Below are 14,337 nucleotides of genomic sequence, written 5' to 3' on the forward strand. Positions count from 1 at the left end.
GGCTGTTCGCCCAGAAATCCATATGCACTGTGCACATTAAAGCTACGATCTGACGATCTGGAGTGTGCGCGACGACTTATTTTGAGGCGCCCATGCACCAAAGCGGGCCTGGGCTGGGTAGTAATCACCCAGCCCACGGCGGTTTACACGGTCCCGTCCAACCCCATTTGCCAGAAATCAGCCTCCAGGCTAGAGGCCTGTCCAAAAATCCCTGCCAGTTCGGCGAACCGCTGCTCGGTCATGCTGCGCGCTGCCAGTTCGTCCAGGTGCTTGCGCGCTGCTGCGGCCACCCCTTGGTAGCCCTCCCCGGCATACTCGCCAATCCACTCGCGGTAGGGGTGATTGCTCAAGTCGCCAATGCGCCCGGCCAGGGTCCGGCCGATTTCGGCATAGCCGATCACGCAAGGTGCCAGTGCCACATGCAGCTCCAGCAGGTCGCCGGCTGCGCCGCAGTCCAGCACATAACGGGTGTATGCCACCGTGGCCTGATGCTCTGGCGCGGCCTCGATGTCTGCCTGGGTCAAGCCCCAGCGCGCGCACAGGCGCAAGTGCAGCTCGGTTTCATCCAGGATCGCCGACAGCCCGGCCTGCGCTGCACGAATGTCGGCCGGGCGGCGGCTTTTGTAGGCGGCCAGCGCCCAGGCGCGGGCGAACTGGATCAGGAACAGGTAATCCTGCACAAGGTAGGTCCGGAACGCTTCCTCGCTCAGCGTGCCCTCGCCCATCTGCCGCACGAAATCATGGTCTACGTAGCGGTTCCATTGTGGTGTGGCAGCAGCCTTGAGGCGCTCGAAGATATCCATGCTCATTTGCCCTCCGGATAAACTGCATCGAAGAAAGCCAGCTCCAGCGCCACCGTGCGCTGGTAGAAGTCACTTGCCAATGCGGCCTCCTGCGGGCCGACGCGGTCCAGCTCGGCCTGCAGGAAAGCGACGAATGCCTGGAATGCCGGGTTGTCATGCAGGGTAATCCACTCGGCATGGACGAAGTTGTCCGGCATCGGTTTCGGCGCCTTGAGCGCCCAGTCCAGGTACAGGCCTTCGGCAACGTTCAGCACCGCCAGTGCCGCTGCATAGGAACGGGTGGCTGCCGCTTCGCGCATGATCGCCTTGAAACCTGCGGTAGGCGCGGTATCGGCCGGTTCACTGCGTTGCGCCGGGCTGACACCCAAGGCCTCGAAGGCACGCAGGAAGTATGTGTTCTCGTCACTGCAGATCATCCCGGCAAAGCGGCCGAAACGCAGGCGGGCTTCAAACGTGTCAGCGGTGGCGATGGCCGCGCCTAGCAGGGTCACGAAGCTGTCGAGGAAACGGTGGTCCTGAACCAGGTAGTCGACCATGATCGGGTCAGGCAGGCTGCCGTCGCACAATCGGGTCACGAAACGGTGGCCAACGGCCGCCGACCAGGTCGGCTCGCTCTGGCGGCGCAGGGACTGGCTGAAACGTTCGGTCATGTTGCTGTCCTTGATGAGGGTGACAGCGAGACCTTGGCAATTGACATGGACTGGCCTCGCAGTGGGGCCGGCAAAAAGGCAGGTTACAAGCCCCATCCCTTCGCCGGCATGATCCGGATCAGGTTCGAAGGGTCACCGCGCTGTGGCGTTCAGCGGTTTCTCAGCCCATTGCCGGGCTCCCCTTGGTAGCGCTCAGGTATACCCGAGGGCGCCGCGCATGTCACTCCCCAAACTGTGGGCAATGCTGACCCGCTAATGGGTATCTGTCCCCATTCTTGACGCTCCATTTTTTAGTGCACGCCAGACACTGCAAGGTTTTGTATGTCAAAGCATTACTGAAATATCTGTTGGCATAGCTGTTGCTGATGGCCATTTAACGGGCAAAACGCCATTGATGGCTTAAGGCCCTACGGCCGCAAAAGAGGCTTAAGCCAATGAAAACACCTGCTGCGAGTCACGCGTCCAGACGCGCGTTCCATCTATCCTCCGTCACTGCGCTGATGATCAGCCTCGGGTTGATCACGGCCATGGCAGCCCCCCTCGACGACAACAGCATGCCACCGCCGACCGACCCGTCGGCCTACACCGACCAGCCGGACGACCCGACCGCTGCCTTGCTTGAGCTGAACACCATGCCGGAGGCCAACGAAGGCTCGCTGGAGCTGACCGATGGCGTGTATGGCGACCGCAACACGGTACGCACCGACAACGTGCTGCCGCCTGCCCTGCAAACGTCGGACAAGTACCCTACCAACGGCAAACCCAGCCCGTTGTTCGGTGCGCAACCTTTCACCCAGCAACTGTTGCTGTTCGAAGAATTCGGACCAGAGAAGCTCGACCCGACCACGCCGGTGCCCGATCTGAGCTTCCCGGTACCGACCCTCGGCGCGGCCCCCGCCCAAGACCCCAACGTGGTGGCACGCAGCGGCCCCAGTGGCAACGCACTGGAAGCGTTTCTCAAGCAACCCGGGCTGTACCCGTTCCCGACCCAGTACGCCAACGTGCTGGACCGCAACCCATGGAAGGCGCAGATCGAGATGTTCCTCAACCGCCAGCCGGTCGGCTCGCCCGCTGAAGGCCGGCCACCAGGAAAAGGCTGGTCGCACCAGCGCTGGAACGAGTTCTACCCGCAGGCAGCGTTCAAGACCGCCCAGGCCGGTGCGCGCATCAACCTCGGCCTGCGCGACCGCAAGCAACTGCACAACTATGCCGTCGGTGAATTCGCCCCGGGAGGCCTGTACTACCAGACCTCCGACATTCCGACCACGCTGGGCACCACCAAGGGCATCGACACACGCTTCCATCCGAACATGCCGCTGCAAAACCACAAATCGCTGTGGACCTTCGACGGCACTTTCCCGCCCAAGCTGCTGATGGTGCGCTACGGCCAGCCGATCCTGATGCGCCATTACAACGCCCTGCCAATTGACCCCTCGGCCAACGGTGGCTTTGGCCTGCATACCATCTCGACCCACGAGCACAACGGCCACTCCCCGGCCGAAAGCGACGGCTTTGCCAACGCGTACTTCTTCCCTGGCCAGTATTACGACTACCGGTGGCCGGTGCAGCTGGCCGGCTACGACACCATCAACACCCGTGCCCAGGACCCGCGTGCCGCTTTCCCCTGCTCGCCGGGTGAAACCTTGTTCGTCAACGATGGTTCACCGGGCCTGAAAACCTGCGAGAACGGCAGCATCAAGATTCGTGGCGACTGGCGCGAAACCATGAGTACCCACTGGTTCCACGACCACATGATGGATTTCACGGCGCAGAACGTCTACAAGGGCAACGCCGTGATGATGAACTACTACAGCGCCCTGGACCGCGGCAACGAGGCCCTGCAGGACGGCGTCAACCTGCGCTTCCCAAGCGGTTCAGCCATGCCTTGGGGGAACCGTGACTATGACGTCAACCTGGTGATTGCCGACAAAGCCTGGGATGCCAATGGCCAGCTGTGGTTCAACCCGTTCAACACGGACGGCTTCCTCGCTGACCAGATTCTGGTCAACTGGCAGTACAAGCCCAGGCTCAAGGTGCGTGCGCGCAGTTACCGTTTCCGTCTCCTCAACGGCTCGGTGTCACGCTACTTCAAGTTCGCCGTGGTGCGGGAGATTGCCGGTACCAGTGGTGAGTTCAAAGGCCCGTCCGGCTCCAACCTGTCGTATGCGCGGGTGCCGTTCCACATGATCGCCAACGACGGCAACATCATGGAACACGCGGTGCCATTCGACGGCACGATGGACCTCAATGGTGACGGCAACCTGCAGGACAACAACGGCGTCTTGCCGGTGCAGGCCATTGCCGAGCGCTACGACATCATCATCAACTTCGCCAAGAACGGCATCAAGGCAGGCGACAAGCTGTACTTCGTCAACCTGATGGAGCACGACTCCGGCAAAGGTCCGAAGCAAGCTATCCCGTTGGCCGACGTGCTGTCGGAAAAATACAAGGCGGTGATCAAGCAGACCAGCAAAGGCCCGCAGTGGGACAACGGCGATCCGGCAGTCGGCAAGTTTCTGCAACTGTGGGTGCAGCCGTACACCGGCCAGGACCTGAGCATGGACCCGGTAGCCTATGAGCCGGCCAAGCCAGGCAAGGCTGCAGGCCTGAAAATGCTGCCCCTGCCAATTGACCGCGACGCCGCAGCCGACCAGGCCAAACTCAAGGATGCCCGCCACCGCGAGTTCATCTTTGGCCGCTCTGACGGCACGGACACCACCCCGTGGACCATCAAGACCGACGGCGGCTTTGGCTACAGCATGGACCCACGCCGTATCAGTGCCGCACCGCAACTGGCCAACCAGTCCACCGACGGTGGTTTCAGCGGCGACGGCACCCTGGAAGTGTGGAAGATCGTCAACGGCGGCAATGGCTGGAGCCACCCGGTACACGTGCACTTCGAGGAAGGCGTGATTCTTAGCCGCGACGGCAAGGCCCCGCCAGAATGGGAAAAATGGGCGCGCAAGGATGTGTACCGTATCGGGTCGGAACCTGATTCGTCCGAAGAGGTGGAAATGGCCATCCGCTTCCGCGAGTTCGCCGGCACCTACATGGAGCACTGCCACAACACCCAGCACGAGGACTCTTCGATGCTGCTGCGCTGGGACCTTGAGCACCCGGGGCAGTTCCAGGTAATGCCCACCCCGCTGCCAGGATGGGATGGCGTGCGTTACATGGCCTCGGTAGGCCTGCCAACGTTCCGCACCAAAACCCATGACGACGATGACGACCCGGCCAACAAACCACCTGTCGTGGCCAACGACAGTGCCGCAACGACTGCAGGCAAGCCGATCACCCTGAACGTGCTGGCCAACGACAGCGACCCGGACGGCAACGTACCGCTCACGGTCACCGGCCTCAGCCAGCCCGACTCCGGCCAGGGAACCGTGAGCACGGACGGCAGCACAGTGACGTACACCCCACCCGCTACGGTCGCCACGCCGTTCACGGCCAGCTTCAATTACACGGCGCGTGATACCAAGGGGGCCGAGTCGGTGACCCCGGCCACGGTCAGCATCGCCGTCACCCCAGCAGTGGCGGCCGACGAGCTCAAGGTCACCAGTGCCACAGTGCAACTGCGTAGCGGCAACCGGTTCACCTGGGATGTGCAGGGGACAACCACGGTGGCCACGGGCAACAGCATCAGCGTGACTGCAGCAACCACCGGTGGTCCTGTAAGCTTGGGGAACGCGACGCTGACTGCCACGACTACGGGGGCCCGTTGGCGAGTATCGGTGACCACCACCGGCTTTGGCCCGGCCACGCCAGCGACGGTCACGGTGAAATCGACGCTGGGCCAGACGGTGACAGCGCCAGTCACATACAAGTGAGTGCAAAGCGGGGCCGCCATGCGGCCCCCATCAGCCAACCCACGAGGACCGCATCATGCCTGGCTCATGGCGATTCCTGCTGGTACTCGCGTTGTTCGCCGCCAGCATGCCGTTCTGGCCGCTGCAACCCCAACGAACGGTGGCCGAAGCAGCGGCCTCTCCCTGGGGGGCCAGCTATTTCCCCAACATCCCCCTGCTCACCCAGGATGGCGAAAAAGTGCATTTCTTCGACGACCTGATCAAGGACAAGGTGGTCGCCATCAACTTCATCTTTACCGGCTGCTCCGATTCCTGCCCAGTGGAAACCGCGCGCCTGCGCCAGGTACAGAAAATCCTCGGTGACCGGGTCGGCAAAGACATCTTCCTCTACTCCATCAGCATCGACCCTTATAACGACACCCCCGCCACCCTCAAGCGCTATGCCGAAAAGTTCGGCATCGGCCCAGGCTGGACCTTGCTGACCGGCGAACCCGACGACATCGAGCAACTACGCCGCAGCCTGGGGCTGTGGATCGATGGCCTGGAAAACGGCCGCTCCAAAGACCACAACCTGAGCCTCATCATCGGCAACCAGGCCACCGGCCGCTGGATGAAAGCCTCGCCTTTCGAAAGCCCGTACATCCTCGCCGACCGCCTGGGCAACAGCCTGCACAACTGGAAGCAGGCCAGCGCCATGAGCAATGACTACGCTGAGGCTCCGCAAATCCGCTCACCCAGCAGCGGCGAGCAGATATTCCGTACCCGTTGCTCGTCCTGCCATACCGTGGGCAACACCGAGCCAGGCCAGCCAGGCATCGGCCCCGACCTGCTGGGCGTGACCCGTCAGCGTGACGCCAACTGGCTGGTCCGCTGGCTGAAGGTGCCCGACCAGATGCTGGCCGAAAAAGACCCCTTGGCCATGCTGCTGTTCGAACAATACAACCGCCTGGCCATGCCCAACATGCGCTTGGGCGATGCCGAAGTCAGCGCATTGCTAAGTTACCTCGAGGAGGAAACGGCTCGCCTGCAGACGCCCGTGAAAAATAGGGGAATCCCTTAAAGGCTATTGGCCACCAGTCATCAGGCTGTCATCTTATTGTCGTATTTTCCGAGCATCACCCAGGGTCGGGAACTATCAGCAGTGATTCGCCGTTCGCTTTCCTCCACCAGCCTTCTGCGACTGCTGATCCTGATGCTCTGTGCAGCGACCCTGGCGTTTCTCTGGGGGCTGCACGTCACCCAGAAAGCCACCGCCCGACAGAATGCACTGTCGGCCAAGGCCATCGAGCACCTGAACCTGGCCAGCATCGTGGGCGAAAACCTGCGACAGCTTGTCGGCCGCGCCCAGGCGGTGGGTCGTGTGACCCAGGACGACATGAAAACGCGGCGCCAAGGCAACTTCAGCCTGGCAGCAGACCCAGTGTTCAAGCGGTTGAGCCTGTACGACCGACAAGGCCGGCTGCTAGCGGCCAGCCATACCGATGAGGCCGCCGAGTTGCCGGCAGACTGGTTGCGCCAACTGCAGCGGCACATTGACCACTACGGTTTCAAGCCTTTCCTGCCAAGCATTAAACCTGTCAGCCAAACCGCTGCCCTGCCCACTTGGCGCCTGCCCTTCCTGCTGCCGTTGACCAATTCGACCGGCCGGGAAATCGACAACATTTTGGTGGTGCATCTGGACGTCGGCTACCTGGCGGTGCTGTTCCAGCCTATCGACCTGGGCAACAGTGGCCTGGTGCGTCTGCTGCAGGATGACGGCCTGGAGCGGCTGCGCATCGACAACAGCGGCGTGGTGACTGCCGGCGACCTATTGCAGCCCCCGCTGCCGGCGCTAGACACCGAAGCGGGCATGCTGACCCAGTACGTAGCGGGTGATGCCTACCAAAGCGTGTACCGCCGTGTACCTGAGCAAGGCTTCAGCGTGGTGGTCAGCCAGCGCCAGGCAGAAATCCTCGCACCCTCGACGCTGGCCTATTCCCGGCAGTTCTGGTTGAACCTGAGCATGACCCTGATGATCCTGGCCAGCCTGCTATGGACCTTGCGCCTGCTGCGCAAACGCCAGGAGGCGTTCGACGCGCTGGAACATGCCCAGCAAGTCAATCAGCAGCTGATCGTGCGCCTGGAGGACGAACACCGGCGCAGCAGCCACGCCGCCGCCACCGACCACCTCAGTGGCCTGCACAACCGCCGCCAGTTCGTCGAAGTGGCCAGTCAGGTGCTGACTCGGCAACGTGGCAAGCGCAGACTGATGGCGATCCTGTTCATCGACATGGACCGTTTCAAGTCGATCAACGACTCGCTCGGCCACAAGATTGGTGACCTGCTGCTACAGGCTGTGGCCGGGCGTATCCAGCGCCTGCTGGAGCCCGGCGACGAAGCTTCGCGGTTTGGCGGCGACGAATTCGTGGTGTTGCTGGCCGGTGAGCGCAGCGAGGAGCAGATCAACGCCTGGGTCCACGAACTGGTGCAGAAACTGTCGGCCACCTACGCCCTGGATGGCCAAGAGGTCAACACCAGCCCCAGTGTAGGGGTGAGCATCTGTCCGCGTGATGGCCAGGACATCGACAGCCTGATACGCAGTGCCGATGCGGCCATGTACTCGGCCAAGCAGGCAGGGCGCGCGCAGTATCGCTTTTTCGACCCCTCGCTGAACCTGGCCGATATCCAGGCGTTCACCCTTGAACAGGCCTTCGGCAGTGCCTTGGCCGAGCGCCAGTTCGTGCTGCACTACCAGCCGCAGATGCGCCTCGACACCCACCAGGTGCAGGGCTACGAGGCGCTGGTGCGTTGGGATCACCCCGAGTTCGGCCTGCTGTACCCGGACCGCTTCATCGACCTGGCCGAGCGCAGTGGCTTTATAGTCGAGCTGGGTTGGGAAGTACTGCAGCTGGCCTGTGAAGCCTTGTCGAGCTGGGATGCCCAAGGCCGCAAGACACGGCTGGCCGTCAATGTCTCCGCCCTGCAACTGCGTCAAGCCGACTTTGCTGACCGGCTGCTGAGCAAGTTGCAGCATCATGGCATCGCGCCTCAGCAGCTGGAGCTGGAAATTACCGAAACCACCATCCTCGACCCCGAAGGCACGGCGGTGGCGCACCTGCATACGTTGCGCGGCGCAGGTCTGGGTATCAGTCTGGACGATTTTGGCCGTGGTTACGCCGGCTTTGCCCACCTGCATTCACTGCCCCTGAGCAAGCTGAAGATCGATCGTTCGCTGATCGCGGCGCTGTCCAACAGCCATGACGACAGCCCAATCGTGTCCTCCACCATCATCCTGGCCAAGCGCCTGGGCCTGGAAGTGGTGGCCGAGGGGGTGGAAACCCGTGAACAGGTGGTGTACCTGAAGCTTGCCGGCTGCGATATCGCCCAGGGCTACCACTTCAGCCGGCCACTGTCGCTGCCGCAGCTGTGGGCTTACCCGCCCTTCAACGGTATCGAGGACAAGGCATGCGTGTACTGAGCGCAACGGCAGGCTTGCCGAGGGCGTTGGGCAAGGACAGGCAACGCATTTCGGTTTATCGTGTACCGATCACACACCGACACCCGCACCATGACCGATATCGAGCGCTACCTTCGCGCCGCCACCCGTGACAACACCCGGCGCAGCTACCAGGCCGCCATCGAGCACTTCGAGAGCCATTGGGGCGGCTTTCTCCCGGCCACCGCCGAGAGTATCGCCCGCTACCTGGCCGATCACGCCGACCTGCATGCAGTCAGTACCCTGCGCCAACGCCTGGCCGCGCTCAGCCAATGGCACGTCGCCCAAGGCTTCCCCGATCCGACCAAGGCGCCATTGGTGCGTCAGGTGCTACGCGGCATCCGCACCCTGCACCCGACGCCACCCAAACAGGCCGCCCCGCTGTTGCTGCAACACCTGCAAACCGCTGTGACGTGTTTCGAAGAAGAAGCCCGACAAGCCCGCGAGCATCATGATTTGGCAGCCCTGCGCCGGGCTCGCCGTGACAGCGCCTTGCTGTTGCTGGGTTTCTGGCGTGGTTTTCGCGGCGATGAGCTGGCACGCCTGCGCATCGAACACATCCAGGCACAAGCCGGTGTCGGCATCACGCTTTTCCTGCCGCGCAGCAAGGGCGACCGCGAAGCCTTGGGCGTACAGCACCGCACCCCTGCCCTCAAGGCCTTGTGCCCTGTCACTGCCTACCTGCAATGGCTTGAAGTCGCCGGTATTGCCCATGGGCCGGTGTTCCGCAAACTCGACCGCTGGGGCAACCTTGGCGACAGCGCGCTCAACAGCAACAGCCTGGTCGGCCTGCTGCGGCGCATGCTGGAACGCGCCGGGGTGCCGGCGGCGCTGTATACCGGCCACTCGCTACGGCGTGGCTTCGCCACCTGGGCCACGGCCAATGGTTGGGAACTGAAGTCGCTGATGAGCTATGTGGGCTGGAAAGACGCCAAGTCGGCGCTGCGCTACATCGACTCGGCGCAGCGTTTTGGCGAACTGGCCGTGCTACCGGCCAGTCAGGTGCAACCGCTTATTCCTTGAAGCTGTGCCTGGCGACGCCGCCCGTTTCCGGGCGGATGGCATACAGGTCGCCAGCGTCCGGATAATGGTGCAGGTCTTCTGGCGTCATGTCGTAACGCGCGGTGCTGATGTACAAGGTGTTCATCCCGGGCCCGCCAAAGCAGCAACTGGTGGGGCAAGGTACTGGCATCAACACCTGGTCGGTCAGGTACCCGTGGCGGTCGTAGCGCAGCAGGCAGCTGCCATGGTACTGGCACACCCACAGCCCGCCTTCGCGGTCCAGCGCCAGGCCATCCGGCCGCCCCAGTTCGGCGGGGGTTTCGGCAAACAGCGTGACAGCGCCCAGCCGGCCTTCGATGAGGTACTCGGCGCGGTAGATCGCACGCGCCGCCGAATCGACGAAGTACACCGTATGGCCGTCTTGCGACCAGGCAAGGCCGGTGGGCAAGCCCATGTCATCGTGGATCACCTGGTCGCTCAATTGCCAGTCAAAGCGAAAAAGCGCCCCGGTATTGCCACTGAGGGCCTCGTCCATCAGGCCAGTGACGAAGCGTCCCTGTGGGTCGCAGGCGCCATCGTTGAAGCGGTAAGTCGAGCGCGGATGGACCGATGCCGAATGCTGGCTCACCTTGCGCGTTGGCACATCGAAGAGGGCCACGCTGGCATCCTCGGTGAAAATCAGGTTGCCCCGGTCGGTCAGCGCCAGGGCGCCAATGCGCGCGGCCGACTCGTAAAGGCACTCGACTTCGCCATCGGGTGTCAGGCCGTTGATGCGCCCGCCAGAGATATCGACAAAGTACAGCACGCCGCTGCGTTCATCCCAGACCAGGCTTTCACCAAGGTCCGCGCGCGTGTTAGCCACTTTGACCGGCACGTAACTGCATTCCTTGATGCGGCTCCAGCGCTCGGCCACCTGCACACGGCCAAGGTCCCGAGGGTGGCTGACACTGCTGTGTTCGTTGAAGCGCGTGGCGATGTGCTGGCTATTGCTGGCGCGCAAGGTGCAATCAGTGGGATGGCACAGCGCACCGGCCAGGTGAGTAACGGGCATTTCTGGCTACCTTCAATTCTCCATTCTTACGATATCAACAAAAAAATCAATGACTTAATATTAAAAGCATGCAACTTTGATATCCCATGGATATCACCGCCGAGTCGCCACGCTGCAGGAATGCTGGATGATCGAAACACGCTTGCTCAGGCAGTTCATCGCCGTGGCCGAAGAGCTGCACTTTCACAAGGCCGCCCAGCGCCTGCACATGGCACAACCACCGCTGAGCCAGGCGATCAACCGGCTCGAGGAAAAGCTCGGTTTCGGCCTGCTTCTGCGCAACAAGCGCGGGGTGCGCCTGACCGCAGCGGGTGCAGCGTTTCTCGATACCGCCTACCGCACGCTTGCTGAACTGGAACAAGGGATCGAGTACGCGCGCAACGTTTCTGCGGGGGTCAGCGGCAAACTGACCATCACGGCCATTTCCATCGCTTATTACGATTCGCTGCTCAACCGCTTGCGCCGCTTTCGGGAGACTTATCCAAACGTACAGCTGACCATCCGCGAGATGCCATCTGCCTCTCAGGCCAAGGCCTTGCTGGCCGGTGAGGCGGACATCGGCTTCATGCGCAGGCTACCGCTGCCGGTCGGCACCCTGGAGGCTCGCTTGCTGCTTGACGAGCAGATCGTCATGGCGCTGCCCGCCAACCATCCCAAGGCGCGGCACGAGGCCGTCGACTTGCGCGAGTTTGCCGATGAGGACTTCGTGTTCACCCCGCAAGCGCTGGGCGGGGGCTACCACGCACAGTTGGTTGCGCTGTGCGAGTCGGCCGGGTTCTACCCCAAGGTCGTGCAGGAGGCGGCGCAGATCCACACCCTGCTGGGTCTGGTGGCCTGCGGCTTTGGCGTGGCCCTGGTGCCGGAGTCGTTCGTCCGCTCGACCCCACGCGAACGCGTGCGGTTTTGCCCGATCCGCCCTATCGATGACCAGCCCGCCCCAGGGCTTGGGCTGTACATGAAATGGAGCGCCCAGAATGCTTCGCCAGCGCTGGCCAACTTCATTGCCATGTTCGAGACGCAGCAATAAGGCCATTTCTACAGGGTGTTCAGCCTCGCTTCGCGCAGCGCCACAGCCGACCGATATCACAGGCCCTGGCCTGCAACAGCTCGGCAGCATTTGCACACGCCTGCTCCAGGCTCATCGGTCCGCTGGCCAGGGCAAATGCAGCGTCGACCCCATGGGCATACAACTGCTGATACCCCTCCCCCAAGGTCCCGGCCAGTACCACCACCGGCACGCCATGGCGCTTGGCAACCCGTGCCACCCCCATCGGCGTCTTGCCGCGCAGTGTCTGGGCATCGAAACGCCCCTCGCCCGTCACCACCAGATCTGCCCCCTGCGCCAGGGCGTCAAGGCCAGCCAGCTCAGCCACGACTTCCACCCCGGGGCGGAACTGCGCGTCCATGAATGCCCGGGCAGCGAAGCCCATGCCACCGGCCGCGCCACAACCAGGGTAATCGCGCACATCCTCGCCCAACAGCAGCGCACAATGGTCGGCAAAATGATTCAGCGCGTGGTCCAGCGCCTCCACTTGCTGCGGGTTGGCACCTTTTTGCGGGCCGAAGATGGCCGATGCGCCGTTGGCGCCACACAAGGGGTTGTCGACATCCGCCGCGACTTCAAACTGCACCCCGGCCAGGCGCGGGTCGAGGCCGCTGGCGTCGATACGGGCCAGCTTGGCCAAGGCCAGGCCGCCCTCTTCCAGCGCTTGCCCGTCAGCATCCAGCAGGCGCAGGCCAAGTGCTCGCAACATGCCACTGCCGGCATCGTTGGTGGCGCTGCCGCCGATGGCCAGCACCACACGCCGGGCGCCGGCGTCGAGGGCTGCGGCAATCAGTTCACCGGTACCCCAGGTGCTGCTGCGGCAAGCATCGCGCTGGCCGGTTGGCACCCGTTGCAGGCCACTGGCCTGGGCCATTTCGATGATTGCGGTGCGACTTTGCGGCAACCAGCCCCAGCCAGCCTCGACATGCTGCCCCAATGGCCCGCGCACGGTCTGGCGGCGCAATTCACCGCGGCTGGCGGCCAGGATCACCTCCATGGTGCCTTCGCCACCGTCGGCCATTGGGCACTCGACCAGTTCAGCCTCCGGCCACGCTTCGCTCAGGCCCGCAGCGATGGCGCGGGCGACACCGGCAGCGTCGAGGCTGTCCTTGAACGAGTCGGGGGCAATTACGATCTTCATGGGGTTTCTCCTGTCCTGATGAGCGGCATGCTGACAGGTGGCTGCGCAGGTGGCCTCGGTCAAATGCACAAAACGCCGGCCGGGTTGTTTGGGCAGATGCCTTTTTGCCTGTTCTGGCCCAACCGCCGGCAAGTGAATAATTCAGTCAGCGGGCAACAGCTGCAACCCCAGATACAAGCTAAGCATCCCTTCCAGGCGCAGCGGGTCGACCTCACCCAGCTCGGCTATGCGCTCCAGTCGATAGCGCAGGCTGTTGCGGTGGATGCCCAGGGCATCGGCACAGGACTGGCTCTGGCCGTCATGGGCACACCAGGCGCGCAGGGTGGCGAGTAACTGGCCACTGCTGTCCTTGGCGCGGATGCGCTGCAACGGCTCCAGCAGCTCGTCCAGCGCGTCGTCGTTACGGTGGCGCCACAGCAGCGCCGGCAGCCGGTAGCGCTGCAGGCTGAGCAATCGTTCGCTGGGCAACACTTCGCGGCCATAGGCCAGCAAGTCACGCACCCGGCGGTAACCACGGCGTAACTGCTCCAGGCTCTGCGCTGCACTGCCCAGGGCCAGTCGCTCAATGTCCCAACCGTGGCGTTGCAGGCGTTCCAGCAGGCGCAGTTCATCCAGGGCCACGCCTGCCGGGCGGCACCACAGCAACGACTGGCGGGCCGGGCTGACGCACCAGCTATCCGGATAACGGCTCATCAACCATGCGGCCAGCGCCTCGGCAGGTGGCCCCGAGGCAATCTCGAACAGGCACGGTATCCGCGGTAGCTGAGGTTTCAAGCCCAACTGACGGGCTTCGTCCAGCAAGCGCGGCGAGTTACCGCTGCCGCCGAGCAATAGCGCCAGCAGGTCGTCACAGCGCTGCCTTCGCCATTGCTGGTCAGCCTGTAAATTGCGTTGGGCCAGCAGCATTTCGGCGGTCATGCGCACCAGCTCGCCATAGGTGCGCACCTGCTGCGGGTCGCCGGTCAGGCCCAACACGCCCATCAGCCGCCCATCGAGCATCAATGGCAGGTTCACGCCGGGCTGCACGCCCTTCAGGCACTTGGCCGCGTCGGTATCCAGTTCGACGATCCGGCCATTGGCCAAGACCAGCTGCGCGCCCTCGTGACGGGTGTTGATACGCTCCGGCTCACCGCTGCCCAGGATCAACCCCTGGCTGTCCATGACATTGACGTTGCAAGGCAAGATGGCCATTGCCCGGTCAACGATATCCTGCGCCAGGTCATGGTCGAGTTCGAACATTGCGTGTTCCTTTAGGTGTTTGGCTTTTGGGCTCGGGCACAGCAGCCTGGGCCAAGCGCTGTGCAAAAGCACAAAGACAGGCTGGCCGCAGTCCCCGAGACTCGTCAGGGCGAGCGCCGGAA

At 63.2% G+C, this 14,337-nt stretch carries 10 protein-coding genes and 1 riboswitch; of the genes, 5 read left to right on the top strand and 5 right to left on the bottom strand.

From position 1 onward, the window contains the following. Positions 1 to 143 precede the first annotated feature (143 nt). Together tenA and AC3RCM_RS13790 are read right to left on the bottom strand one after the other, a co-directional pair. Entirely contained in the window at positions 144 to 809 is a 666-nt protein-coding gene (gene tenA, locus AC3RCM_RS13785) for a thiaminase II (RefSeq protein WP_336084705.1), read from the bottom strand. Next, positions 806 to 1,453, bottom strand: coding sequence for a TenA family protein (locus tag AC3RCM_RS13790; RefSeq protein WP_004374380.1), 648 nt, complete (start codon positions 1,451 to 1,453; stop codon positions 806 to 808). Before AC3RCM_RS13790 ends, tenA begins: the two co-directional genes overlap by 4 nt. Before the next feature lie 78 nt (positions 1,454 to 1,531). After that, positions 1,532 to 1,646, bottom strand: a riboswitch (TPP riboswitch). Between the two features lie 241 nt (positions 1,647 to 1,887). Here AC3RCM_RS13790 and AC3RCM_RS13795 point away from each other — a divergent pair. From AC3RCM_RS13795 to AC3RCM_RS13810, 4 genes are all read left to right on the top strand, one after another. Beyond that, complete coding sequence (locus AC3RCM_RS13795; RefSeq protein ID WP_492628945.1) at positions 1,888 to 5,283, top strand: Ig-like domain-containing protein; 3,396 nt, start codon at positions 1,888 to 1,890, stop codon at positions 5,281 to 5,283. A gap of 55 nt (positions 5,284 to 5,338) precedes the next feature. Continuing rightward, a complete protein-coding gene (locus tag AC3RCM_RS13800) occupies positions 5,339 to 6,322 on the top strand; it encodes an SCO family protein (protein WP_064491982.1) in 984 nt (327 codons plus the stop codon). Between the two features lie 81 nt (positions 6,323 to 6,403). Continuing rightward, a complete protein-coding gene (locus tag AC3RCM_RS13805; RefSeq protein WP_409319923.1) occupies positions 6,404 to 8,719 on the top strand; it encodes a putative bifunctional diguanylate cyclase/phosphodiesterase in 2,316 nt (771 codons plus the stop codon). A gap of 60 nt (positions 8,720 to 8,779) precedes the next feature. After that, the gene (locus AC3RCM_RS13810; protein WP_492628946.1) at positions 8,780 to 9,760 is read left to right on the top strand and encodes a site-specific integrase; all 981 of its coding nucleotides are present in this window, start codon (positions 8,780 to 8,782) and stop codon (positions 9,758 to 9,760) included. On the opposite strand, the gene AC3RCM_RS13815 is transcribed toward AC3RCM_RS13810, so the two are convergent. After that, positions 9,750 to 10,790, bottom strand: coding sequence for an SMP-30/gluconolactonase/LRE family protein (locus AC3RCM_RS13815; protein WP_064491980.1), 1,041 nt, complete (start codon positions 10,788 to 10,790; stop codon positions 9,750 to 9,752). The two genes, AC3RCM_RS13810 and AC3RCM_RS13815, sit on opposite strands and share 11 nt — an antisense overlap. A gap of 127 nt (positions 10,791 to 10,917) precedes the next feature. On the opposite strand from AC3RCM_RS13815, the gene AC3RCM_RS13820 reads away from it, so the two are divergent. Continuing rightward, positions 10,918 to 11,817, top strand: a complete 900-nt coding sequence (locus tag AC3RCM_RS13820) for a LysR substrate-binding domain-containing protein (RefSeq protein WP_492628947.1) — start codon at positions 10,918 to 10,920, stop codon at positions 11,815 to 11,817. Between the two features lie 19 nt (positions 11,818 to 11,836). On the opposite strand, the gene AC3RCM_RS13825 is transcribed toward AC3RCM_RS13820, so the two are convergent. Together AC3RCM_RS13825 and AC3RCM_RS13830 are read right to left on the bottom strand one after the other, a co-directional pair. Continuing rightward, on the bottom strand, positions 11,837 to 12,976 hold the full coding sequence (locus AC3RCM_RS13825; protein WP_409322209.1) for a glycerate kinase: 1,140 nt from the start codon (positions 12,974 to 12,976) through the stop codon (positions 11,837 to 11,839). Positions 12,977 to 13,117: 141 nt separating this feature from the next. Continuing rightward, positions 13,118 to 14,215, bottom strand: coding sequence for a sugar diacid recognition domain-containing protein (locus tag AC3RCM_RS13830; protein WP_012052348.1), 1,098 nt, complete (start codon positions 14,213 to 14,215; stop codon positions 13,118 to 13,120). Between the last annotated feature and the right edge of the window lie 122 nt (positions 14,216 to 14,337).

This window comes from Pseudomonas sp. GW823-FHT05G12 (assembly GCF_058795575.1).